20 protein-coding genes and 2 pseudogenes are annotated in these 23207 nt (G+C 67.7%); 4 read left to right on the top strand and 18 right to left on the bottom strand.

The window, feature by feature from the left end; all coding sequences use genetic code 11:
* On the top strand, nucleotides 1-333 hold a 333-nt coding region (locus GA0070215_RS12800), incomplete at its 5' end, for a transposase (RefSeq protein ID WP_141708188.1).
* Nucleotides 334-355: 22 nt separating this feature from the next.
* Here the strand turns inward: GA0070215_RS12800 and GA0070215_RS12805 are convergent.
* The 8 genes and pseudogenes from GA0070215_RS12805 to GA0070215_RS12830 all read right to left on the bottom strand — a co-directional run.
* A pseudogene (locus GA0070215_RS12805) lies at nucleotides 356-925 on the bottom strand (transposase family protein); the annotation flags it as partial.
* Between the two features lie 274 nt (nucleotides 926-1199).
* The gene (locus GA0070215_RS29015; protein WP_231394938.1) at nucleotides 1200-1427 is read right to left on the bottom strand and encodes a hypothetical protein; all 228 of its coding nucleotides are present in this window, start codon (nucleotides 1425-1427) and stop codon (nucleotides 1200-1202) included.
* Nucleotides 1428-1442: 15 nt separating this feature from the next.
* Nucleotides 1443-1853: a transposase gene (locus tag GA0070215_RS29020; RefSeq protein WP_244166973.1), complete on the bottom strand. Its 411-nt coding sequence runs from the start codon at nucleotides 1851-1853 to the stop codon at nucleotides 1443-1445.
* A gap of 58 nt (nucleotides 1854-1911) precedes the next feature.
* Nucleotides 1912-2412, bottom strand: a pseudogene (locus GA0070215_RS29025) (transposase family protein); the annotation flags it as partial.
* Nucleotides 2413-2628: 216 nt separating this feature from the next.
* Nucleotides 2629-2907, bottom strand: coding sequence for a hypothetical protein (locus GA0070215_RS12815; protein WP_018789248.1), 279 nt, complete (start codon nucleotides 2905-2907; stop codon nucleotides 2629-2631).
* Nucleotides 2904-3188 (bottom strand): HYD1 signature containing ADP-ribosyltransferase family protein, encoded by a 285-nt coding sequence (locus GA0070215_RS29835; RefSeq protein ID WP_091045579.1) that lies wholly within the window; start codon nucleotides 3186-3188, stop codon nucleotides 2904-2906. The genes GA0070215_RS12815 and GA0070215_RS29835 overlap by 4 nt, the downstream gene beginning before the upstream one ends.
* 266 nt (nucleotides 3189-3454) lie before the next feature.
* The gene (locus GA0070215_RS12825; protein ID WP_091045583.1) at nucleotides 3455-3928 is read right to left on the bottom strand and encodes an NUDIX domain-containing protein; all 474 of its coding nucleotides are present in this window, start codon (nucleotides 3926-3928) and stop codon (nucleotides 3455-3457) included.
* Entirely contained in the window at nucleotides 3925-4647 is a 723-nt protein-coding gene (locus GA0070215_RS12830; RefSeq protein WP_244166994.1) for a helix-turn-helix domain-containing protein, read from the bottom strand. The genes GA0070215_RS12825 and GA0070215_RS12830 overlap by 4 nt, the downstream gene beginning before the upstream one ends.
* 271 nt (nucleotides 4648-4918) lie before the next feature.
* On the opposite strand from GA0070215_RS12830, the gene GA0070215_RS12835 reads away from it, so the two are divergent.
* Nucleotides 4919-5167, top strand: coding sequence for a flavin reductase (locus tag GA0070215_RS12835; protein ID WP_091045590.1), 249 nt, complete (start codon nucleotides 4919-4921; stop codon nucleotides 5165-5167).
* Nucleotides 5168-5220: 53 nt separating this feature from the next.
* On the opposite strand, the gene GA0070215_RS12840 is transcribed toward GA0070215_RS12835, so the two are convergent.
* From GA0070215_RS12840 to GA0070215_RS12860, 5 genes are all read right to left on the bottom strand, one after another.
* A complete protein-coding gene (locus GA0070215_RS12840) occupies nucleotides 5221-6504 on the bottom strand; it encodes a tyrosine-type recombinase/integrase (protein ID WP_091045593.1) in 1284 nt (427 codons plus the stop codon).
* Entirely contained in the window at nucleotides 6494-6685 is a 192-nt protein-coding gene (locus GA0070215_RS12845; protein WP_091045596.1) for a helix-turn-helix domain-containing protein, read from the bottom strand. The genes GA0070215_RS12840 and GA0070215_RS12845 overlap by 11 nt, the downstream gene beginning before the upstream one ends.
* On the bottom strand, nucleotides 6682-8031 hold the full coding sequence (locus GA0070215_RS12850; protein WP_091045600.1) for a replication initiator: 1350 nt from the start codon (nucleotides 8029-8031) through the stop codon (nucleotides 6682-6684). The genes GA0070215_RS12845 and GA0070215_RS12850 overlap by 4 nt, the downstream gene beginning before the upstream one ends.
* 100 nt (nucleotides 8032-8131) lie before the next feature.
* Nucleotides 8132-9469 carry an FtsK/SpoIIIE domain-containing protein gene (locus GA0070215_RS12855; RefSeq protein ID WP_091045604.1) on the bottom strand — a complete coding sequence of 446 codons (1338 nt, stop codon included), beginning with the start codon at nucleotides 9467-9469 and terminating at the stop codon, nucleotides 8132-8134.
* A 26-nt stretch (nucleotides 9470-9495) separates the two neighbouring features.
* Nucleotides 9496-9819, bottom strand: coding sequence for a hypothetical protein (locus GA0070215_RS12860; protein ID WP_091045608.1), 324 nt, complete (start codon nucleotides 9817-9819; stop codon nucleotides 9496-9498).
* 158 nt (nucleotides 9820-9977) lie between these two features.
* Between GA0070215_RS12860 and GA0070215_RS12865 the strand changes: the two genes are divergently transcribed.
* Nucleotides 9978-10538 carry a GntR family transcriptional regulator gene (locus tag GA0070215_RS12865; protein ID WP_091045612.1) on the top strand — a complete coding sequence of 187 codons (561 nt, stop codon included), beginning with the start codon at nucleotides 9978-9980 and terminating at the stop codon, nucleotides 10536-10538.
* A gap of 439 nt (nucleotides 10539-10977) precedes the next feature.
* On the opposite strand, the gene GA0070215_RS28000 is transcribed toward GA0070215_RS12865, so the two are convergent.
* Together GA0070215_RS28000 and GA0070215_RS12875 are read right to left on the bottom strand one after the other, a co-directional pair.
* Nucleotides 10978-11409: an SMI1/KNR4 family protein gene (locus GA0070215_RS28000; protein WP_141708190.1), complete on the bottom strand. Its 432-nt coding sequence runs from the start codon at nucleotides 11407-11409 to the stop codon at nucleotides 10978-10980.
* Nucleotides 11406-12020 (bottom strand): polymorphic toxin-type HINT domain-containing protein, encoded by a 615-nt coding sequence (locus GA0070215_RS12875; protein WP_244166974.1) that lies wholly within the window; start codon nucleotides 12018-12020, stop codon nucleotides 11406-11408. The genes GA0070215_RS28000 and GA0070215_RS12875 overlap by 4 nt, the downstream gene beginning before the upstream one ends.
* Here GA0070215_RS12875 and GA0070215_RS12880 point away from each other — a divergent pair.
* Complete coding sequence (locus GA0070215_RS12880) at nucleotides 12000-12392, top strand: hypothetical protein (RefSeq protein ID WP_091045623.1); 393 nt, start codon at nucleotides 12000-12002, stop codon at nucleotides 12390-12392. The genes GA0070215_RS12875 and GA0070215_RS12880 overlap by 21 nt on opposite strands.
* A 75-nt stretch (nucleotides 12393-12467) precedes the next feature.
* Here the strand turns inward: GA0070215_RS12880 and GA0070215_RS28005 are convergent, their stop codons facing one another.
* The 3 genes from GA0070215_RS28005 to GA0070215_RS12890 form a co-directional block, all read right to left on the bottom strand.
* The gene (locus tag GA0070215_RS28005) at nucleotides 12468-12848 is read right to left on the bottom strand and encodes a hypothetical protein (protein ID WP_141708191.1); all 381 of its coding nucleotides are present in this window, start codon (nucleotides 12846-12848) and stop codon (nucleotides 12468-12470) included.
* Nucleotides 12845-19612 (bottom strand): polymorphic toxin-type HINT domain-containing protein, encoded by a 6768-nt coding sequence (locus GA0070215_RS12885; RefSeq protein WP_244166975.1) that lies wholly within the window; start codon nucleotides 19610-19612, stop codon nucleotides 12845-12847. The genes GA0070215_RS28005 and GA0070215_RS12885 overlap by 4 nt, the downstream gene beginning before the upstream one ends.
* A gap of 90 nt (nucleotides 19613-19702) precedes the next feature.
* The gene (locus GA0070215_RS12890; protein WP_208600343.1) at nucleotides 19703-23164 is read right to left on the bottom strand and encodes a LamG-like jellyroll fold domain-containing protein; all 3462 of its coding nucleotides are present in this window, start codon (nucleotides 23162-23164) and stop codon (nucleotides 19703-19705) included.
* Nucleotides 23165-23207 lie beyond the last annotated feature (43 nt).

The raw sequence follows: 23207 nt of genomic DNA on the forward strand, positions 1-23207 counted from the left end.
CGTCGACACCGACTCGACCAGCCGAAACGCTTCACCACCGAAACGGTCTACGCCATCACCGACCTACCCGTGCACCAAGCGAAACCCGCGCAACTGGCCGCCTGGATCCGAGGGCACTGGCACATCGAAAACAAGATCCACTGGGTCCGCGACGTCACCTACGACGAAGACCGCAGCCAGATCCGCACCGGCAACGGACCCGAGGTCATGGCCGCCCTACGCAACGCCGCCATCGGCGCGCTCCGCACCGCCGGAATCACCAACATCGCCGCCGGCACCCGCCATCACGCCCGCGACAGCACCCGCCCGCTGGCACTCCTCGGCGTCACCTGACGACTTTGCCGGGGCCCTGCAGGTCGGCCAGAGTCCGCATGTCGCCGCGGATCGTGGCGAGGGCGTCGAGCAGGCCGGGGTGGGTGCGTAGGCAGGTGGTGTCGTGTTCCCGGCCGGGGCGCACCGGGGAGGTCCACAACGGCCAGCCGTCCGGAGCGCACACCACCTGGATGTTCCCGCCGTGGTTGGCGTGTTTCTTCGACCACCACAGGTCCACTCCCTCGGTAGGGCCCGGGGTGGACACGCGGTCGGTCTCGATCAGTGTCCCGTCGAGCAGGACGTAGTCATAGCCGGCGGCCTTCGCCGCCAGCAACGCGCCGGGTAGCCCCGGGGCCTGGGCGGCGAGCACGGCGATGCCCTCGTGGAGGTAGTCGTAGCCGGTGCTGCGGCTGATCACGTTGTCCTGGGCCAACTGGGCCATCCGGACGCCGTCGAGCAGCCACCGCAACACCAGTACCGCCTGCTTGAAGCAACTCAACGCGCGGACCCCGGTACGGGTGCCGCGGCGTTGCCGTTCGGCGTGCAGCAGGCCGGACAGGAACAGCACGGTGTCCTCGCGTACCGGGAGGGTCGCGGTGTAGGTGATACTCATGGCGGCGCGGAACTTCGGTGGCAGTGGTCTGTGAGAGGAACACTTCGTAACGGAGTTCCGCGCTTCTATCTCTCACGCCGGCTCATCCCGGCGATTCCCGCACGTCTGCACTCATCTCGGGCAGCACGCTCCGCACCCAAACCGTTGCGCGGAAGGGCTCACTAACCTCGGCCGAGATGGCATTGCTGCAACGCTGGATTGATGGTGGGCGGCGGAGTGGTTCTACTACCAAGAGTATTGGTGACATTCTGCTGTGTGCTGGTGGGCGCCAGGGTCATTGCGTGTTGGTGCAACTGCTGGTCACGGCGTCGATGAGGTCGCGTGATCGGCGGTCGGAGCGGCGGTTGGCGCGAGCGATGTTGGTGTCGCCGTTGGTGCGGTGCCAGCCGATCGCGGTGTTACGCAGGGTGGCCATGACGGCGGGTCCGGTGCCGGTCCGGGCTTGATGCTGGTCTTCACGGAACGTGACATCTCTGACGTTATGGACCTGGTTCTCGATCAACCACTCTGCCCTTGCCTACCTCTGCAGGTCAGTGGGTTGAGCGTCGGCGGCGGTCAGGGACGTGACCAGGTAGGCGGTTTCTCTGCTGGTCTTGCCGTCCACGGTGCGGGTCCGGATGATTCGGGCGGCCTGCTGGGCGCGCGGAAAGGCGATCCCGCTCGGGATTTGCAGGGTGACGGCCTTGATCGTGCGGGTCTCCTTGCGGCCGTGTCCGCGGTCGCGGGTGCGGTCACCGACCGGGATCTTCGCCCACGGCAGGGTCTTGAGCTGGGCATGAAGAGTGGGCTGGTTGCCCTTTGCCTGCAGGAGAAGGTGTGCTCCGCGGCTGGTGATCTGCTCGGCGTGACCGGTTTGGGTATACATCGCGTCGGCGACGAACAGGACCCCGGTCAGGCTGCTCAGGACTTTCTCGACGGCGTTGAGCAAGGGTGTGAAGGCCGGAATTTTCGTTGCTCTTCGTCTCGATGGTGACCTGGGCCAGGACGATGCCGGTGCTGGTGTCCAGCGCGGACAGCAGATGCACCTGGCGGCCGGCGGGCAGGCGGGCGCCCCGCAAGGTTTTGCCGTCGACGGCGATCACTGTCCGGTAGCGGCGCGGCCGGGCGGGTGCCGGCGGTGTCCGCGACCGCAGCCAGCCGGCCAGAACAGCGCTGAGCATGGCCGCGTCGAGGCGAGTCAACACCCGCCACATCGTCGTGCCGGCGGGCACGCCGCGGGTGAACCCGAGCCGCTGCTGGTCGGCCTCGTCGAGGTCGTACAGCCAGTCCACGATCGCGGCAAACGAGGTGGCACCGGCCAGGACCGCGCAGACCGCGACGGTCAGCAGCGCCACGAGGGGATACCGGGTCCCGTGGGGGTTCCGTGGGTCCGGGATCCGGCCCAGGGCTTCGATAAGCCCGGCGTGTTCACTATCGGTGACCGGCGGTGTGGGCGTGCCTGAGCCGGGGGTTGTCACGGTCAGTGCGGAGATCAGAGATGATGTCATCGGCGGGTGGAGTTCCTCGGTGGTCGTGCAGCGCCAGAAACTCCATGATCACCTTGAGGGCTTCACCCGCTTCATCCGCCTCCACAGAGGCCACTCACCCCACGAAATCCCTGTTCAGCGCCCCGCGCCGGGAGAACGCAACAGCCCTGCCAGCCTGATCCTGCGTGAGTCGGATAAAGGGCGTCGAGAGTTGACCCGGGAGGTCAGTTCAAGCGATCAGTCGAAGTGCCTATAACCTTCTTCCGCAATCCTATCTGACGCCTCCTGCCCAATCACTCGCTCAAGAGCGTCAAACATCGCGCTTCGCGCCGAAGCGAGGCGTTGCCGAACGTTTCTTTCCGACACATAAATCGTCAGCAAGTCCGAATTTGCTTCCCCAAAGGCAATCCGCGAGAGAATCTGGTCGAACGCGACAACGAACTCATTGAGGTCGGTGGCGACCCTGATCGCCTCATCGACCGCCAGCTGGCAATTCTTGCTGCCGCCTTCAGTCATCGAACCACCCTAGCATTAGAAATTGGCAAATCACCATCGGCCACCCACTCGGTGATACCCATTGTTGGGTTAGATCTACTACTGACTCTACTGGCTGGTGCATCAAACTCAATGACCTTACGGCCACGGCCACGCCCAATACCCAACGTGTCCTCGGCATCGCGCGGGCTCATCGGCTTCCCTCGCGCGGGCACCATGAACACCTTGTTTTGGTCACTGGCTCTAATTACGCCACTCTCCATGATGCCAGCAGCGCCGCGAGAGTTAGTGTAATACCGCATTCTAACGGTTGCTTCCGCAACTTCCTCGCCGCCCAGCCCGGAAGGGCAATTGTGCACGAGGACTGGCGTGTTGCCGGCCACCACTTAGTACGTGTGGGATTTTTATTCCGTCACGCAGTGTGACCTACGTGGTCATGGCGTTTCACCTGGCCTTTCGCGTGTGACACCAACTCGCCGCATCGAATCTATCGGTGTTGACGGCGACGGTGACGGCAACCTGGAGAGACGCCCGCGCCCGCCGACGGCCAGCGCATCGATGGGTGGGGCTATCCGAGGTAGGGGGTGTCGCGGTGCTCGGCGTGGTGGTGGAGGCGGAGGCGGACGGTGTCGTGGATGGGGATGCGGTCGAAGTCGGTGGGGTGGATGAAGCGGACCTCGGTGGACTCGTCGCTGACGGTCAGCGTGCCGCCGGTGACTCGGGCGAGGTAGGTCACGGTGAACTCCTGCCGGACCTCACCGTCGGCGTAGGCGATGACGTGGGCGGGGTCGGTGTAGATGCCGAGCAGGCCGGTGATCTCGATGTCGAGTCCGGTCTCTTCTTTGACCTCGCGGATGGCGCACTGTTGAAGGGTTTCGCCGATGTCCATGGCGCCGCCCGGTAGGGCCCAGTTGCCGGAGTCGGTGCGGCGTTGCAGCAGTACGCGGCCGTGCAAGTCGGTGACGATGGCGGCGGCGCCGGGGACGAGGCTGTTCGCGGTGGGGGCGTGCGGGTCGTGGTAGTAGTCGCGCCGGCCGGTCACCGGGTCTCCTTCGGGTAGGCGGTGGTGGTTTGCCAGATCTGTTGGAACTGGTCGGCGTGGACGGCGAAGATGCCGTGCGCCGAGAGTTCGCGCAGGTGCAGGGCAGGGTGTTGGTAGCCGCGGGCGCGGTACAGGTGAGGGGTGACGATCATCTGGTGGTCGAACCGGAACACCGAGTTGTACAGGTGCACGGTGTGCAGGCCGATCTCCACCCCAGGCACGCCGTGGAGGGGTTCGCAGAAGTTGAGGGCGTTACGGATCCGACCAGGCAGAGTGCCGCCGATCTGTTCCAGGGCGTCGCGTTCGGCGACGTGCGGGCAGTCGGGGTCGGCGAACGCGAGACGGACCCGGGCGCCGTTGGCGGCTTTGTCGGTGATGAGCTGCATGGTGTTGGGCAGCAGTTCCAGCAGGAACGGGTAGGCGTAGCCGAGCAGGTCGATCCGCGTGGTGGCGCCGTTGAGCAGGGCGGCCCAGACGTGGTGAGGGATGTCGGCGCGGTGGGCGTAGGCGGCGACGACCTCAGCGGTGGCTTCCGCGCCCGGAGCCTGGTCGGGGCGGGTCTGGGGCCACAGGTCGGCTTCGGTCTCGCCGAGGGCGTCGGCGACGGCGAGGCGGGTGCGTTGATGGGGGACGCGACCGGCGAGCCACCGGGTGACGGTCTTGACGTCGACACCGACGGCTGCGGCGAGGGCGGCCGGGTCGAGGTGGGCGCGGAGCATGGCCGCGCGGAGGCGGTGACTCATACCGACCCAGGGTAGTGGACACGGCGGGACGCACCAGGGCCGTAGAAGTGTCCGACGTGATGTCTGTCGGGACGTTGGGGTGCCCGGGGTTGGTTCGTAGGTTCAGCGGCGAGGGCCTCGCCGGTTCGCTTGCGGCAGATTCGCCGGGCTGGTGGGTGCCAGGGGAAGGGGTTGCCGTCGACCCGGGATGTGGTCGGGTCGGGTGTCGGCAGTGGCCCCTTCCCCCTTCCAACGAGTCGGGAGGGTGGTGGGGTGGGTGTCGGTGCATCAGCCGGTACGGCCGCAGTGGATCTGCGCGGGGTGCGGCGCGGCGTGGCCGTGCCGGACCCGTAAGCGGCAGCTCGTGGCGGAGTTCACCGGCGCGCGGATATCGCTGATGCTGCACCTGTCGGCGTACCTGGTCCAGGCGTGCGAGGACTTGCCGCACACCCCGTCGGGGGTGTTGCACGCGCGGTTCCTCGCCTGGCCACGCTCGGCGGCACTGCGCAGCGAGTAGCAAGCGCCCCGACCAGGATCATGGGTCCGGGTCGGGGCGCCGCTGGTCGGATGTCAGTTGTCGGCGGGTGGGGCGTCGTCGTCTGGGTCGGTGTCGTCGGGGTGTAGGGCGCGGTTCATGGCTTCGATGGCGTTGCGGTGCAGGCGGGGTCGGACGTGGGCGTAGATGTCGGCGGTGACGTGCAACCGGGCGTGGCCGAGGAGTTCCTTGATGGTGACGAGTTCGACGCCCTGTTCCAGCAGCAACGTCGCGCACGTGTGTCGGAGATCGTGAAAGCGGATGTATCGCACCTCGGCGAGGTAGCAGATCGTCTCGTGCTGGCGGTGAACGTTCGCGGGATCGAGCGGTCCGCCGGTCGCGGTAGCGAACACCAGGTCGAGATCTGTCCAGGTGTCGCTGGCTTCCCGCCGGTCGATGTCCTGTCGGCGCCGGTAGCGGGTCAGCGAGGTGATGCAGTCTCGGGGTAGCAGGATCCGCCGCTGTGAGGCTTCGGTCTTGGGTGGTTGGAAGGTCATGCCGCCTTTGGTGCGGGCGAGGGTGCGGCGTACGGACAGGTGCCCGGCGTCGAGGTCGATGTCGGACCATTGCAGGCCGAGGATTTCGCCGCGTCGCATGCCGGTGCGTAGCGCGAGTTCGAACAGTGGGCCGTGGCGGTGGAACGCGGCGGCGTACAGGTACTTGCGGGCCTCGCCGGCGGTGAACGGTTGGTATCGGCTGCGGGCGGGGGTGGGGAGGCGGACCGGGGAGGCGACGTTGCGGTACAAGAGTTCCTCCCGTACGGCGTGGGCGAGGGCGGCGGACAGGACCGCGCGGATGTAGCGGACGGTCGCCGGCTTTACGTGGCGTTGGCAGCAGGCGCCGATGGCGCAGCAGCGGGGTCGCCGGTCCTTGCGCGGGTGGTGCGGGTCGCGGCGGGCGTCCCAGCCTCGGGCGCAGCACTGGCACACGGTTTGGATGGTGTCGAGGAAGGTGCGGACCTCGGTGACGGTGAGCGCGGCGAGCCGGCGGTGACCGAGTGCGGGGTTGAGGAACTGGCGGATGTAGGTGTCGTAGTTGGCGTAGGTGGTGGGCCGTACCTGGTGGACCGCCACGGTGGTGAGCCAGCGGGTGAGGTAGTCGGCGACGGTGAGCGTGGGGTCGGCGGTCGCGGGTAGGCCCCGGTGGGAGTCGGCGAGTTTGCCGGCCAGCTTGTCGGCGGCTTCCTTGCGGGTGGCGCCGTAGACGCGCACACGTCGGCTGCTGCCGTCGGCAGCCTGGACGTAGGCGGCGCCTTCCCACCGGCCGTCGGCGCGCTGGTAGACGGTGCCTTCACCGTTGGCGCGTTTCCTACCGGCCATGTCCGGTCACCTCCCCGCTCAACTCGTGCAGGTAGGCGGCCAGCGCCGTGGCGGGGATGCGGCGGCACCGGCCGATGCGGACCGATCGGAGTCGTCGGGTGCGGATGAGGTGGTAGACGGTGTGTTTGGAGACTTGGAGCCGGTCCATGACCTGGGCGACGGTGAGCAGGTCAGCGGTCACGCTCCACCTCCGGGTCCGGTGTAGCGCCAGTCGTCGACGACGAGCACGCTCGCCGGGTCGACGCCGGCCCGCTCGGCATGCCGGTCGGCCATCCAGTGACGGCGTTCGGCGCGTAGCGCGGTGAAGGTGGTCGAGTAGCGGCGTGAGGTGGTGGCGAAGTGGCCCCGGAAGCCGAGGGTGTGCGCGTACCGGCGCAGCCGCAGCCGACTGAGGCCGGGTTGGGCGCCCAGCCACCAGCAGGTGTCAACCAGCCGACGGGCGTGCCCGCTCAGGTGCCGCAGGCTGACGCCGGGTCGCCGGCCGGTCCCCGCGCACCGGTGACACAGCACCGTCGTCGTGGGGTGGGTGCCGTGGCCGTCGCAGGCGCGGCAGTAGATCGGGCCGAGGTCGACCCCGACCGTCTCGGCGGCCTTGGTGGCGTACTTCGCCACGTACCGGGCCACCACCGTCTCCGACATGCCATCAGCGCGGGTGATCGGGCGGACGTCGACCTGCCGGCCCCACCTCAACCGTCGCGAGGGCACCCGGCGAGAGGCCGGAGTGGTGACCTCGACCCGCCGGATCGCGGCGTGGATGGCGTGGTCGAGCAGGTCGACGCTGGCCCAGCCGGCCGGGGCCAAGAAGGGGCCGTCGGCGCCGTCCAGGCGGACGATCGCGTGCAGGTGCACCACGCCCCGGGCCTGGAACTCGGCGACCTTGGCGAACACCACCCGCACCTGCCGGGCCGCCACCGCCCGAGGCAGACCGGCTGCGGCAGCCAGGCCACGACGCGTCTCGGTCGTGAACCGTGCCCACAGCAGTCCGACATGGGCGTTGAACAGCACCTGACCCGGGTAGTCGTAGCCGGTGGGGTCCAGTGGCGTGCCGATCGCCGGGTCGGCGGCCGGGTGCCATCGGCCGCAGCTACGGTGCACGGGCGTACGCCGGGCACGGGGGTGGCAGGGGCGCGGCTGGCCGTGCCGGTCCGGGCCGAGGTGCACCGGCCCGAACGACGGCGCGGTCACCGTGACGAACAGCCGGGGCCGATCGGCGACCTGCGCCGGGGTGTCCTTCCCGCCGTGCAGGCCGGCGGCGATCAGATGGTAGGCGTCCAGCTTGTACAACGCGGAGCAGGCCGGACACACCGACGCGCGGCGGCTGCGGCAGCGCAACCCGACCACCCGGCCCGGTGAGGTGACCGTGTCGAGGCGGTCGACGATCCTGCCGGTACCACGCTCGACGAGCAGACTGCTCCCGGCGACGGCGACCGGATGCCGGCACTCGCCAACCCGGTGGGCGAGGCCGGTGGAGGCCGCCACGCGGAGCAGGCCCTCTGGGTCTGCCGGTATGGGGCGGGGTGACATCATCGGGGGCGGTTCCTTCTCCTTGCTGGGATAGGGGCTGGACCCGGGCAGCGCGGCGGAGTGTTCTTGGCGGAATGGGCCGCCGCTCTGCCCGGGGAACTCGTCATCGGGGTGCGGCATCGGCCACCACCTTCCCCGTGGTCAACAGGTGCAGCGGGTCGCGGACCAGGTGCGCGGTCGCGGTGGCGATCGCATCGGCGGTCGCGTCCGGCACGTACGGCGTGCGGACCAGGGTGAACCCGGGCCGACCCTGCGCAACCATCGAGGCGACACCGACATAGGCCGGGTCTTGCAGCCGACGCGGGTGCTCATCCGGCGCGGCCGTGATGTCCGAGCCGAGCACCGCCGTGGCCGCCTCCGAGGTGCGCTGCGCGAAGCTGATCGCGACCTGGCAGTTGTCGCGGATCTTCGTCGGGATCGCATCCCCGGTCGCCTTCTGCGTCGCCAAGATGACCTGGATGCCGACGTTGCGGCCCTTACGGATCAACTCCTCCACCAGCCGGGCGGTCTCCCGGGCCAGGGTGTCGAGGCGCTTGGACTGCGCGTCGGTGCCCTTGGTCTCGTTCAGGAACGTATGCGCCTCATCGATCACCGCCACGATCAGGGGCCAGGAGGCGGACGGGCCGACGTGCCACACGTTCTTCACCCCGAGCACCGCGCGGATCGCGTGCTGACGGGCGACCATCAACTCCCGCACCCGGGCCAGATGGTCACGGACCTGCTCCGGGTCGTCCTTCGCCGACAGCCACGCGCGGGTGAACAGGTCGTCGTAGTCAGGGCCACCCTTGCCGTCGATCAGCACGAACTGCACCGCCGACGACGGGGCGAGCTGGCAGAACCGGGCGTTCAGGAACGACGTCTTGCCGTAACCCGCCAGCCCCGCCACCACCACACCGGAAACACCAGCCGATCGGATCGTGACCGGCTGACCGTCGGCGTCCACGCCAGCAACCCACACCGCCGGATCCGACCCGGCGTCGGCCGATTCGGCCCAGGTCGCGGGTTCGGTGAGGGGGTCGTGCATCAGCGCCCGTATCCGGACCAGGCCGGGACGGACCTGCGCCACCCTCACGAGGGGCACCCGCCACACGTCGGCCAGATGCCCGGCCGCCTGCGTGAACTCCTCAACGCCGAGACGACCGACGGTGGAAGCGTCGACGCGCACGCCCCACCGCTCGGCCGCCACCGTCACCGCCGGGATCAACTCCCGGGTCACGACCGTGCCCGGCGGACGGTTGGACCACCACGGCGGACGGACCCGCTCGATCTGGGCCAGGCCGACCCGGCGGGCGGTCCGCCGCCACGTGTACCTGATCCGCCACGCGACCCGCAGCACCGGACGAAGCTGCCTGTTCGCCGCCAGGTACCGCACGGCATGCGCGCCGAGCCACACGAGTACGGCCAGGGCGGCGACCGACAGCACGACGGCTGGCATCGCCATGACCAGGCGGCTATCAGGGGGATGGATCATCCGGGCTTCACCGCCGTCAACGCCGACGCCCGGAAGATCTGCCAGGCCCGGCCGTTCTTCTCCCCCGTCACGAACGTCAACCCGGACGCCCGCACCATCTGCCCCACGGCCAGGTCCTTCGGCACCGACGGCTGCGGCACCGACACCCGCAACACCTGCGGCTGCCCACCCTCGACCGTCAACGCCAGCGGCACCTCCACCAACGGCGCACCCGTGACCCGATCAGTCGCGGCCACCCCGTTGGCCTTGTCCTTGAACTGCGGCGCCGGCACAGCCAGCACCAGCAGCGTCTGGCTGCCATCAATCGGCAACACCAACATGTTGTGTTCTCCTCTACTCCGGTCCACGCCACCGCGCGGCGTGCGTCCCGTGCACATAAGGTGTCACGTGACACCTGTGACAGTCAAGGGGTTTGGAGACACGAGTGTCATGTGACGCCTGTCTCGCCTGATCAGCTCGTGATAGCTACGATCAGCGCATGGCCCACGACCCAGACGACAAGCGAGCACTGTTCCAGCAGGTCGTCGACGACATCCTCGACCAGATCCGCGATGGACGCCTCAACCCCAACGACCCACTACCGTCCGCCCGCAAGATGGCCGACCTCTACGGCGTGGCCTCCATGACCGCCCAACGCGCACTGCGCGAACTCCAACACCGGCGCATCACCTACAGCGTCGCCGGCAAAGGCACCTTCGTGCACCCCGACGCCTTCGACCTGCTACGCGGCGGCGTCCTCCGCGAACCCATCGACGACCCCGACCTCCGACGCCGAGTCGCCGCCTACCTCGCCGACCAGCAGGCCATCACCATCCGCTACCACCACGCCCGCACGGCCGACGACAAGAACGAAGCCCTGCACGACCTGCTGCGCCACGCCGACACCAACAACGACCTCATCGACGAAGTGATCAAATACCAGGCCGACCGAGGCAACTTCGCCCAGCAACCCGAACACCTCCGACGCCCCGGCAACGACGAGGCGCCACCACCCGCCAAGCGCTCCCGCAGCAGCCGCGACCGCGCACCCAAGCAGTAAGCCAGCCGGACCAAGGCTCTCGACCAAGATCCGACTGGCTCAAAACTGCTCTACAGGATCAAGAGCGCCCGGCTACGCCGGACGCACGCGCACGCGCTACAGCCGTACCGGCCCCGCGCGCACGCGCCCACGCAACAAGATCGCCCAGACGCCGGCGAAGGATCAACCCACCACGCCAGAGACCATGACGATCGCCGAGTGGCGACCCGGTCGGTGCGCCCGGCGATCGACGCGACGCCGCGCAAGCGCGGCCCGGCACCGAACAACCCACTCACCCACCCAGCCATCAAGCGCCGCCTGCCCGAAGCCAACTCATCCATGCATTCAGATATATGCCGCCTATCTGACGGCAACGCTGACGGCAACCCGGGCGGACAACCACGGACTTCGGCGCACCGCGCGAACACCCACCTACAGACCGTAGTCGCGTGAAGTGTTGTCATGCAACTCCCAGCAAGCTAAGCAGTGACCGAATATTCGGCGCAATTTCGACCCACCCGTTGTCGCTCCTAAGGTAGACCACCGATGGGTCCAAATCTGAGGTGCGGTAGTCCAAAGCAAAGGGTTGATCTGGCCCCATGTCACCGATCAGTAGCGACCTGGCGGGATCAATATCTCCTGGTGGACTTTCCATGCTCTTCGATCCCACATACCACTCGCGCGTTTCGGGTTCCATCTCCGAATGCCATGATTCGTTTTCGCGCACCATGCCGTTGACTTTGTAGAAAGTCGGTTGCTGTGGAGTCTCGCCAAAAATCGAGGCTAGCAAGGCTGGATCGTTCGGAGCCACCCACCGATCTTCACGGATCACTCTCAGTAGGAGCTCGGGAACCCGAAGACCGCCTACGAGCAGCTCGGTTTCATCAGTCATCGGGACCATACCTTCCTGCCTGTGGCTGCCGAGATGGCGTCCATAATCGACTGCCTGGTGCCTACGGGCGCTAGGGGGTTGCCGTGGTTTCGACCATTTACGCTTCGTGACATCCAGCTCACAGAGAAGCCGCCCTCCTCAGAGAACATTGTGAAGCCAACAGTCTCCCGTGAACCGCCAAAATGCTCGAAATTAATCTGCCCATGCCCACCAAGCCGTCGAACCGAATTCGCCGGCGGATTCGGCATGTCAGGATCAACGCTTAGATGAGCCCGGAAGCCACCTGTGCTCGGCTCGTAGATTCCGCTAAAGGCCGTACCATTCCCATGTGCGCCCAGGGCGCCCGCATTGTCGTATCCGTCCGCGTTTGAAATTACGTTATTGCAATTGTGGACCAGCACCGGCGTGTTGCCGGCGAGCACATAGTACGTGTGGATGTCGTCGACGGTGAGGTTGTGGACCTGTGCCGGTTCCGTCCACTGCCTGGTCGCGCTGATCTGCACGTGGGTGCCGGCCGAGGTGCGCAGCCACTGACCAGCCCGCAGATTGGCGGCGTCGACCCACTCGTCCAGGCCGGCCACCCAGAACGGGTGGTTGTCGGTGGCGACCACGCGCTCCGTGGCGTCGCCGCTGTCACCGTCGGGATCGATGGTGACTTCGACCAGGTTCTTGGTGCCATGGCGATGATCGTCGCCACCCCGAGTTTGGTCGTCGTCTTGCCGGTGGCCGGATCGGTCACCAGAACGGCCTCGCCGGCCTTGACCTCCTCGATCGGCTTACGGGAGCCGTTGGCCATCACCACCAACGTGCCCGGCACGAAGCTGTTCTTGCACTTGATGAACGTCTTCGCGCTGCTCACCAGGTCGCCGAGCAAACCCCTGAGCCGACTGACAAGTGCCGCGGCTTTCTCCCACTTCCATGGTGCGCCGTATCTGGCGGCCAACTTGCCGAGCGAACCACCGATGGCCGGTTGCGGTGCGTAAGGCAGCCCCCTGCAGGGACGAGGAGGCGCGGCCTTGGTCACGCCTCCTCGTCCGCTTGCCACTTAACTACTATCTCTATTGAAGGTTTTCAGGAAGATGCTCCCTAGTCAGCGCTTTGGCGGAAAGCACCACTCCGTAATTCGTATCGACTATGGAGTCAAACCTCCGGGAAATCGCCTGGACAACCTTAACCATGAGCCTTGGATCGACATAGTCGAAACTGAAAACGGACGCTGATTTCTGTGGAATCATTGCCGTCGGCCAGTCTTCGAAGACCCCCTCTGCAACGAAGTCCGTTACCGGAACCAGGAACAGCGCTGCCTGAACTTCGTCCGGATCACTTATTGTCAACGACACGGAATCGCCACTGACTACGAACTCATCCTCAAGTAAATCCCGCAGTTCACCCAGCCCGACCGATGGGTCAAGAACAACGATTAGCAGGGTAGCGCTCATTTTTTGGGACCAACCCAAGCGGCGAGGTCTTCCAAGGTTCTAAAAACCGGCACACCCTGAGCTTCGATACCCTTTACCACGCTACCCTTCAACTTAGGCCCGAATACTGCAACTCTTGTCCCGTTCGCGCTAGGCAGAATATTGTTTTGCATCTGCGCCACCTTTCCACTTCCGCCCCCGCATGCGACTTCGCAGATGAAGTCGTCGTCGTAGACGTCGTGGTCGGTCAACTGACTGCCATCTTCACGATACACATCACGGTTCTGCCGAATATTCCTCTCAGGGAACGCGCTCTGAAGGTGATCGGCTACAGCTTGTTCCGAGCAGTTGTGTACGAGAACCGGGGTGCTGCCGGCGAGCACATAGTACGTGTGGATGTCGTCGATCGTGAGGTTGTGGACCTGTGCCGGTTCCGTCCACTGCCGGGTCGCGCTGATCTGCACGTGGGTACCAGCCGAGGTACGCAACCACTGACCGGCCCGCAGATCGGCGGCGTCGACCCACTCGTCGAGGCCCGGTACCCAGAACGGGTGGTTGTGTGTGGCGACCACGCGCTCCGTGGCGTCGCCGCTGTCACCGTCGGGATCGATGGTGACTTCGACCAGGTTCTTGCTGCCCTGACCGATGATGGTCGCCACCACCGGCTTGATCGTCGTCTTGCCGGTCACCGGATCGGTCACCAACACCATGTCGCCGGTCTTGACGTCCTCAATCGGCTTGCGCGATCCGTCGGCCATCACCACCAACGTGCCGGGCACGAAGCTGTTCTTGCAGTTGATGAATGCCTTGGCGTTGTCGACCAGGTTGATCAGCAGGCCCTTGACCCGGCTGGTCAGGTTGGCGAGTTTCTTCCACTTCCATGGAGCGCCGTATCTGACGGCCAGCTTGCCCAGCGCACCGCCGATCGCCGCGCCCGCGACGTTGACTGCGGTGGCCAGGCAGCCGCCCATGTCGCCCTTGAGGAAGCAGTCCAGGGCATCGGTGATACCCAACTCGTCCATCAGGATCTTCGCCAGGGCCTTGGCGGCGTTGAGCATCTTCGCCTTGGCCGCGGCGACCCGCCGCTGCCTCTCCTTCTCCGCCGCCGCCCGCGCGGCCGCGGCCCGCTCCTCCGCTGATGCCCGCGGGTTGTTGTGGACGTTGATCGTCGGCTCGTCCGGGTCGTACGCGCCCGAGCAACCACCGCAACCGTCGTTGTGGCCCTTGACCTTGTGGTAGGTGCCGTACATGTCCTCGTAGTCGGCGCCCGGCCCGCAGGCGTCGTCGGAACAGGCCTTGAGGCCGTCCGGGTCGGAGAACGAGATCGGGTTGTTGTTGGCGTACGCGTACCCGTTCATCTGCTGCGGGTCGTTGACGTCGATGATCGGGTCGACCGAGATGAACCGGCCGGCGATCGTGTCGTACTCCCGCGCGCCGATGTTGACCAGGCCTGTCGTGGAATCGATGTTCCCGTTGACGAAGCCCTTCTCCGTCGGCCACTGACCTGGCGACGCTCCCCGGTTCTCGCCGTACGGGGTCATCCGCCGGTGCGTGACAGCGCCGCTCTGGTCCACCACTGCCTGGCCGGTGCCGTGGTGGTCGTTCGCGACGTACCGGAGGCCGTCCACCTTGCGGACCAGGCTCGCCCCGCCCGGAAGCGCGTAGTACCGGGTGGCGTCGGTGGACCGGGTCTGGTGGTTCAGCCGGATCTCCATGCCCGGCAGGTAGAGCGTGGTCGAGGCCGGCTCCTTGCGGAGCATCCGGGAGCCGTCGACGTCATAGAGGAAGCTGGTCTTCTTGCCGGCTTCGGTGACCGACTCGAGGTTGCCCTCGGCGTCCCAGACCAAGGTCTGGTCCTCGCCGGTCCTCGTCCGCTTCTTCGTGTTGCCGGCCGCGTCGTACTCGTACGAGTACAGCCGGTCGCCCTGCGGAGTCTTCTCCGTCATCTGGCTCAGCGTGTGCGGCTGCGCCTGGCCGGCGGCCGGATAGGTGTAACTGCGCTCGATGAGCGGAGTGCCGTTGGTCCCGTACTGGACCTCGGTCTTGCGGTTACCCGTGACGTCGAAGGTGTAGGCGTGGTGGTAAGGGGCCACACCGCCCACCCCGGTCACCGAGGGCCCACCGGCGCACGGGTCGGTCGCGGTGCTCGCCGACGTCCAGGCCCGCTCCATCCGGCGCAGGTAGTCGTACGTGAAGCACTGCGTGTCCTGCGTACCGGACGGGTTGTTGGCGATCCGCAGGATGTTGCCGGACTGGTCGTACGTGTAGCGGGCGTCGATGTCCACGACCGGGGCCGACTCGCGGTCCAGCCGTTGCCGGGTGAGCCGCTTGGAGCCCTGCTCGTACTCGTAGGTCGACCAGACCTTCCGGGTGCCCACCCGGGCCTCGGTCTGCAACACCTCGCCAGTGGTGGCGTACTCGACGCCGGTCAGGTAGGGGGCGTCACCGGTCGCCGCGGTCAGGCGCTCAAGATCGTCGTAGGTGTAGGCGACCGTCTCGAACGGCAGCCCACCGCCGTCCGACATGCTCAGCGACTGGATGCTGCCGTCCCGGTTGTACTCGGTACCGAAGGTGTAGAAGCCGGCCAGTTCGGCACCGGCGTGCTCGGGTACGGAGTAGTAGGTGGCGTGCGGCCGGTAGAACTCGTCGTAGATCGAGAAGTACGTGGCGTACTCGTGTCCGTCGATCCAGCGGCTCGTCGAGGAGAGCTCACCGAGCATCTCCAGGTCGTACGTCCAGCTGCTCACCAGTTCCCCGGTGTCGGCGGCCCCCTTGTAGACGGCGATCTTCCGGCCGATCTCGTCGTACTTGGTGCTGATCGTCTGGTTGAGGGCATTCGTGGTGCTGGTGAGCCGGTCCAGGTCGTCGTAGCCGGACGTCGACGTGCCGGCATCCGGGTCGGTCGACTTCGTCTTGCGGCCCAACTGGTCGTACTCGTGGGACCAGACGTTGCCGGCCGGGTCCTTGACCGTCTTCAACTGGCCGGCGTGCGTGTAGGTGTACTCGGTCTTGTCGAAGTCGCCCGTCGGACCGCTGCCCTTGTACTGCCGCAGTTCGGTGGTCTTGCCCAGGGCGTTCGTGATCGAGGTCGTCGGGGTGCCGCCGGCCGGCGGGTCGACCGAAACCCGGTCGCCGCCGTAGGTGGTCGTGGTGCGCCACTTCTCGTTGCCCGCGACCGCGAAGATCTCCGCCGTGACCCGGTCCGCGCCGTCGTAGACGTACAGCGTCTGGCCGTTGACGTCACCGTTAACGGCCGGGTAGATCACGTCGGTGGGCGTGCCCGCGACCGTGTACGTCGCGTACGTCTTCGCCAGCTGGCCGGTGCCGGTGTAGAAGGTGTCGGCGACCGTACGGGTGCCGTCCGGGCCCTCCGACTGCACCTGGCGGGGCCGGAGCAGACCGTCGTGCAGCTTGTACTCGACGCTGTAGGAGCCGTCGTTCTGCCGCCGCTCGGTCTTGATGGCGACCGGCTTGTCCGTGCGAACCAGGTAGCTGTAGCGGATGCTCGGCTCCAGCCCGCTGGCGCCCGTCCGGTCCGGCATCCAGACCTTCGCCAGCCGGCCCAGGGCGTCGTACTCCAGGACGCTCTTGAGGCCGTTCTGGTCCACCTGGCCGACCGGCACACCCCACGCCGGGGCGTAGTCGGTGGTGGTGACGAACTCCAGCGGGTTGGTCTCCTTGACCTTGGTGGTCAGGCCGTTGGTGTCCGTGTACACGGTCTTCGTGACCCGGCCCAGCGCGTCGACGGCGGTCAAGGGCCGGCCGTACGCGTCGAACGTGCCCTCCGAGGCGCGGATGTAGGTGGCCGTCGTGCCGTTGTGGCTCTTCAGCCGCTCGGTCCGGGTCGGGTTGCCCAGCGTCGGCGCGACGCCGAACGCCTTGCCGTCGTAGAGCGTCCGGGTGTCGGAGATGACCTGCTTGCTGCGGTCGGGGGTGGCCGAGCACGCCACCGACACCGACTCGACCCGCGACACCAGGCTGTACAGGTGGGCGGTCGCGTTGTCGGCGTACGTGGTCCGGCTGCAGGCCTCGTCGCCGGTGACCGCCACGTCACCCTCGTTCTCGGTCTCGGTCACCCGGCCGAAGCTGGTCTCGAAGGTCGAGGTCTGCTTCGTCTCCCGCCACCCGCCGGCGGCCAGGGCGACCAGGCTCCGGGCGGTGGTGGTGTTGATGAACCAGGCCTTCTTGCTGCCCCAGATGTGGGTCTCCGTCGCGGTGTTGTGCCGCCACGGGACGGCGATGCTCTTGCTGACCGCGTCGGCGCCGTCGTAGACGATGCTCTCCAACTGGTGGCCGGAGAACTCGTTGTGGTCGGTGTGGCTCCCGCCGGTCGAGTCGGCGACGCTGACGGTACGCGTGCCGCCGTCCGGATCCTTGTCGCCGTGCATGCCGCGCAGGTAGCGGTACTCCGTCTTGGTCGTCTGGACCTGACCGTCGCCGGCCGTGACGATCACGCGGCCGTAACCGCGCCAGTCGCTCCAGGTCAGGTCCTTCGGGTCGGAGATGCCGTCCGGGTCGGCGTGCCGCCAGGCCGCACCGTCCAGGTACTGGTAGCGGGTCACCATGTCCGGCGCCCCGCCGGTGCGGTCGGTCTCGACGACCTGCTCGACCACGTACTTGTGGAACCAGTCGGTGATCGGGTCGCCGCTGCCGAGCGGATTCCACTTCACCGGGTAGCAGCGCCTGGTGCTGTTGCCCGGCGTGGGCAGCGTGCTCTTGGTGCAGTCCGGGGTGGCGTAGTTGACGTCGATCTGACCGCCGGCGTCGGTCCACACGGTCGCCAGCCGGAAGCGGACCAGCGGGGCGATTTTGTCGCCGTCGCGGTCGATCCGGTTGGGCAGTTGCAGACCGCCCAGTTCGACCGACGGCATGGCGATGTCGGCGCCCGGCCCGTAGAGACCGGTGTGGGTGATCTTGTGGAGCCAGAGGGTCAGCGAGCCGTCACCGTTGTCGGTGAGCAGGTGGTCGAGCTTCCAGTTGTCCACCGGCGTCCAACCGGTGCCTTCGCGGATCTCCGTGGTGATGCCGGTCAACCGGGCCCGGGTCCAGAACGTCGGGGTGATCTGGTCGAGCTTGCACTTGGTGTCCTTGGCGCAGTTCCGGTCGAACGGCACATCCGGCCAGTAGGGTGCGGTGGTGGTGTTCAGATCCTGCGGGTCGCAGTCGACGTTGCCGGACGGCAGGCACCGTTCCTTGGTCTCGAAGCGCACCCGGGCGGGGGCGTTGGTCGAGTAGACGGCCTCGTGCCGCTGGCCGTAGTCGACCCGCTTGAGCCAGCCGCCCCGGACGTACGGGACACCGTTGACGTCGGTCTTCTTGCCCCGGGCGTAGTAGTTGATCTCCTTCTCGTAGAAGTACGAGGTGACGTTGCCGTAGCGGTCCTTGACGTAGTCGAGGCTCCAGCGCCACGCCTGGTCGCAGTAGGCCGACGTGAACGTCGCGTTGTAGCAGGGCTCGCCCGAGTCGTCGCCGTAGATCGGCACGGTCCAGGTCGAGCCGGTCTCCTCCTTGCCGGAGGTCCAGCCGGGGAGCCGGTTGCGGCCGAAGTGGTACTGGGTGCCGTCGGTGGTGGTGACCCGCCAGTACTCGCCGTCGTTGTCACCGTTCACCGCGCCGGTGAGCCGCTCGACCTTCGAGCCGTCGTCGGTCCCGAACCGCCAGGTGTCACCGGTCTTGACCAGTTCCGTCGACTTGCCGTTGAGCAGGATGGTCGCGTTGTCGTACGCCCAGCACTGGTCGGCGTACTGGTCGTGCCCGTCGTCCGAGCAGGGCTTGTACCGGCGCTCGATGTGCCCGGGCTCGTAGTTGAAGCCCTCACCGATCCACGAACCCTGGTTGTTGGTCGTCGCGGTCCGGCCGTCGACCGACTGCGACGAGTAGGCAAGCGCGATCGGCGGCGCACCACCACCCGGCACCGGCGGGCTCCGCAGCGGGTAGCTCCAGGAGAAGCCACCCGTGGAGGGGGCCACCGACCACTTGGACGACGGGGACAGCTTCGTGGCGCCGTAGTCGCCCTGCGAGGAGGAGTCGGTGGCGGTCATGGCGAAGAGCGCACCGGTGCCCGCCTCGGCGGAGAGCGTCTCGGCGGCGCTGTCGTTCGTCGTCGGCAGCGGAACCGGGGCACACTGGGCCTTCTCCGGCGTGGTCAGCGCGCACTCCGGCAGGCGGACCAGCCGCAGCCGGGCGCCGAAGTCGCCACCGAACGCACCGGCGACCCCGCCGTAGCCGAGGTCGAGGCGGACGTTCCCGGCAGCGGCCTGACCGTCGGCCCGGTCGAGCCGGACGATCGGGCCGTCGACCTTGGCCTTCTCCGAGGCCTTCCGGTCGAGCACCTCGATGCGTACCTTGCCGGGAGCGGAGGCCGCCGGACGGGCCGAGTCCGCCGCGGCGGCCGCCGCGGCGGGTGCGGCCGACACCGCGACCGGCAGGCCACCGATCTTGGCGGTGGCCGCCGGGGCCTTCCCGGCGGTGGAGCGGGCCGACGCGGGCGCCGGCACGGTGATGTCCGCGGCGCCGGCGGCGGGCCAGGTGACCTTCGCCGGGGCGGTGGAGGCGGCAGCCACCGCCGGGTTGGCCGCCTTCGGCTTGGCCGGCAGCGGGTCGCGCTTGGGCAGGACCTTGGACGCGTCCGAGGTCGACGGACGGTTCGGCTTCGCCTCGGCCGAGGCGGGTGGGGTCGCGATCTGGATGAAGCCGGCGGCCATGACACCGGCCATCGCCCAGGAAACCGGTCGTACGGTGTGGCGGACGAGCCCGCCGGACCGGACCAGGAGTCGGGAGAACATCACCCCTCCAGGGGTTACGGGAGAAGAACGGGAAAGGTCTCGCGTGCCGGTGGGCCCGCCCGGGAGCGGGCGGACCCACCGCCTGTCACGTCAGAGCGAGAGTTGTTCGCGGACCTGGACGTTGAGCTTCTCGATCAGGACCTTGTCGGCGACACCGTCGTAGACCCGGACGTCGTCGACGGCGCCGGACAGGTGCTCCTTGAAGGCGCCGTCGAGCCAGGCGCGACCCAGTTGCACCCCGCCGGTGGCGACGAACGGCGACACCAGCTGGATCGCCTCGGTGAAGGACCCGTTGACGTACAGGGTCACTTCGCGGGCGTAGCCGTTGTAGACGAGGGTCAGATGGTCACCCTTGCCGACCAGCTTCGGCGCCTCGTCGGTGGCCTTCGTGGTCCACTCCGGCGCCACCGTGTCGGTGCTCGCCATCGCCAGCTCCCACTGCCCGGCGTTGTTGCAGCGCACGACGACCGAGCTGCCGTTGGTGCCCTTCTGCGAGAAGACGGTCATCGGGGTACCGGCACAGTTGCTGGTCAGCTTGACCCGGGCGCTGATCGAGAAACTGCCCGCCATGTCCGCGTTGGTCGATGTGCTGGCGTAGCTGTCCGCGTTACCGGTCAGTGCGAGGTGACCACCGCCGAGCAGCGACAGGACCGGGTGCTTGAAGACCGTCGCACCGCTGCCCAGGGTGAGTCCCGCGCCACCGCGCTCCTCAGGGCTGACCTTGTTGGTCTCCGCGTTCAATCGCCAGTAGGCCTTGCGGCTCGGCGCCGTCTTCTGCAGGCCGGTGACCTCGTCGGCGATGATCAGCCGGTCGAAGACGGAGACGTCCGCCATCGCTCCTTCCCAGTTGTCGGCGTAACCGCTCTTGCTCAGCACACGGCCGATCTGGAGCGGACCGCGCGCCTTCGTCAGCGACCTGCGCTGGGCGATGCGCGGGGCGTTGTTTCCGACCTGGAGCGACATCTCCTTCTTCGCCCCGTCGAAGATGGCCGTCACGTACGTCCAACCCGTCGTGGCCACCGCACCGTCGACCTGCCAGCGGCCCAGTGAGTTGACGTCGTTGACCGGCATCCGGAAGAACCAGGATCCGCCCTCGACGCCCAGCGCGAACCCGGGCTCACCGGTGCCGTCCTGGCTGACCGCCACCTGCCGCCGGCCGGCGTCGTCGACCTTGAACCAGCCGGTGACGGCGAAGCTCGCCGACGTGTCGGTCAGGACCGGCTTGGTGGTCGTGAGGTGGGCGTCGGCCGTCCCGTCGAACCGGGCGGCCGTGTCGGAGGTTCCACCCGGTCCCTCGACCCCGAACGTGACACCACTTCCGGCCGTCGCGTCGTTGTCACCGAGCCCGTCGCCGGCGCCGCCCTCGCCCGCGACCTCGCCGAGCGACCACTGTGCGGTCGGCGGTCGCTTGCCCACCCGGAACGTGCACGAGGCGATGCTGCTCGACCGGCCGGCCCGGTCGACGGCTTGCACGTTGATCGTCCGCGGGCCCTCCTTGTCCGGGTACCAGTTCGGCAGGGTGACCGACCCGCCGTCGGTCGTGGGCCGAAGCACGTTCACGCCCGGCGCCGGGTTGGTGTTGAAGCCGTACCGGTACTCCACCACGTCCGTGGCGGCGGAGTCGAAGACGAAGTTGCCGGGCACGCCGATCGAACCCAGCCACTCGTCGCTCTCGATGCAGTTCGACGCGCTCGCCGTCCCGTCGTCGGCCGCGTCCTGCGGCAGGTAGACCGCGGAGTCGACGTCGGGGGCGCTTGGACTGGTCTTGTCGTAGAGGAACTGACAGACATTGCGCGAGCCCTCACTGCTCCACGGACCCCAGCTGGTGTTGTCGCTGGCACGGACCTCCCAGGAGATGGGGACGTTCTGCGCGATGTCACTCGGGACCGTGTACGAGAAGACCGATCCGCTGGCCTTCAGCGGAGTGGTGTACGAGCGCGTCTGCAACGTCCCGCCGGCCGGCGTCCAGGTCACCTTGAACTCGGCCTTGATCTGCTCGGTGTGGGCCGAGGAGTGGTCCGGGTCCCGCAGCACCGCGTTCAGCCGCGGCGGCACGTCCACGTAGGGCGCGCTGGAGCCGTACACACACTGCCCGCCGGGGGACATGGTGAGTTCGTTGAGGTTGGCGATCACCGGCGCCCGGTTGTAGCGGACCGAGAGGACGCCGTTGTCGCAGAACCGCTTGGTGTGCGTCGAGTCGCTCTCACTGACCGACCGCAGGCCGAGGGTCAGGTTGCTCCAGCCCTTGGTCACCGCCTGCTGCACCGCGGCCTTCGCGTTCCACTCCGTGTTCTGGTTGGTGGAGGTGCAGGTGGCCTGCGTCTTGGTCGGTGAACTGGTGGCGAGGTGCGTGGCTCCGGACCAGCCCGAGCCGCCGGGCTGGTTGCTCCAGTTGGTGGCGGAGGTAATCCCGGCCGGCATCAGGTAGAGCGCCGCCGCCCGGGCGGTCGAGCTGTAGACGTGCTGCAGGGTGACCCGGAAGGTGGCCTCCAGGATCGTCTTGCCCGAGTACGGCGTGGCGAGCCGGTAGAACAGGCGCTTGACCTTCGAGTTGTTGCAGGAACTGGGGCAGAGGCCGATGCGTTCGTGCCGCTTGCCGTCGAACTTCCAGTACTCCTCGTTGGGGTAGCCGCTGTCCACCATCGCCCACGCGCTGTTGGTGCTGCTCTGCCAGACCGGGTCGATGTAAAGCGGAAATGAGGCCTCCGGGTCCGTGAGCATGGACCGGTCCGGGGTGAGGGTGAGGGTGTTGTCCGAGTAGTCGAGGCCGACCGGAGCCACCTCCGACGTGTCGCCCGGCCCCTCCGCCGAGGCCGCACCCGGGTCGGTGGACGAGGTGTCCATCGACCGCATCGCGGTCGCATCGCCCCCCTCCTGGCTTCCGCTGTCCCACATGGTCGGCGCGTCCGCTTCCAGGACCGGGTTGCCGGTGACCGGGTCCAGGGCGACCACACCGCCCTCGGCCGTCTCCTCGATGGTCAGGCCCACCGCGGCGACGCCGAGCCGGAGGTTCTGGAGTTCCGGCAGACTGGCCGCCTCCGGCGTCTTGACCACGAGTACGTGCGAGAAGCCTTCGACGGTGACGTTCGCGACCAGGTCGACATCCGGGAACACGTTCGGGTAGGTCGCCTTGCTCTCCTCGACCACGGGAGCGGGAAGTGGCCCGTGTGGCCAGGTCAGAGTCATGCTCTTCTGGTCCCGGGTGACCACCATCAGCGGTGCGGTGCCGCCCTGGGAGAGCTGCATGCCGAGCAACGCAGCCGCCGGGGCGTACGAGCCGTCGGGCTGAACCACAAGGGTCGAGTCCGCGGGTACCCAGGCGTCTCCCTGGGTGACCCGCACCGGCTGCGTGTGGCCGTTGGCGATGAGCGTGCCGTCCGGCTGCGCGAAGACGTCGCGGTACTCCGTGCGGTGCGCCAGCACCTCGACCGGCTGGTTGAGTGCCCTGGCGGCCACCAGCGCCTCGGCCTCGGTGTCCCGGACGAGGTCCTCCGAGGCCGCGGCGGTACGCGGCGCCGGCTCCAGGGGCTGGACGAGCACCACCGTGGACATCAGGCCGGCGAGGCCGAGCGTGAGCCCGAGCGTGAACACCCGG

It is taken from the genome of Micromonospora marina, from assembly GCF_900091565.1.
Classification (GTDB): Bacteria; Actinomycetota; Actinomycetes; order Mycobacteriales; family Micromonosporaceae; genus Micromonospora; species Micromonospora marina.

Bases quoted from the DNA above. Each gene is read 5' to 3' on its own strand.
- GA0070215_RS29835 (WP_091045579.1), bottom strand. From the start codon at position 3,188: ATGCGGTATTACACTAACTCTCGCGGCGCTGCTGGCATCATGGAGAGT.
- GA0070215_RS12830 (WP_244166994.1), bottom strand. From the start codon at position 4,647: ATGCTCCGCGCCCACCTCGACCCGGCCGCCCTCGCCGCAGCCGTCGGT.
- GA0070215_RS12855 (WP_091045604.1), bottom strand. From the start codon at position 9,469: ATGGCGATGCCAGCCGTCGTGCTGTCGGTCGCCGCCCTGGCCGTACTC.
- GA0070215_RS12885 (WP_244166975.1), bottom strand. From the start codon at position 19,612: ATGTTCTCCCGACTCCTGGTCCGGTCCGGCGGGCTCGTCCGCCACACC.
- GA0070215_RS12860 (WP_091045608.1), bottom strand. From the start codon at position 9,819: ATGTTGGTGTTGCCGATTGATGGCAGCCAGACGCTGCTGGTGCTGGCT.
- GA0070215_RS12815 (WP_018789248.1), bottom strand. From the start codon at position 2,907: ATGACTGAAGGCGGCAGCAAGAATTGCCAGCTGGCGGTCGATGAGGCG.
- GA0070215_RS12865 (WP_091045612.1), top strand. From the start codon at position 9,978: ATGGCCCACGACCCAGACGACAAGCGAGCACTGTTCCAGCAGGTCGTC.
- GA0070215_RS12840 (WP_091045593.1), bottom strand. From the start codon at position 6,504: ATGGCCGGTAGGAAACGCGCCAACGGTGAAGGCACCGTCTACCAGCGC.
- GA0070215_RS12890 (WP_208600343.1), bottom strand. From the start codon at position 23,164: ATGTCCACGGTGGTGCTCGTCCAGCCCCTGGAGCCGGCGCCGCGTACC.
- GA0070215_RS28005 (WP_141708191.1), bottom strand. From the start codon at position 12,848: ATGAGCGCTACCCTGCTAATCGTTGTTCTTGACCCATCGGTCGGGCTG.
- GA0070215_RS28000 (WP_141708190.1), bottom strand. From the start codon at position 11,409: ATGACTGATGAAACCGAGCTGCTCGTAGGCGGTCTTCGGGTTCCCGAG.
- GA0070215_RS12850 (WP_091045600.1), bottom strand. From the start codon at position 8,031: ATGATGTCACCCCGCCCCATACCGGCAGACCCAGAGGGCCTGCTCCGC.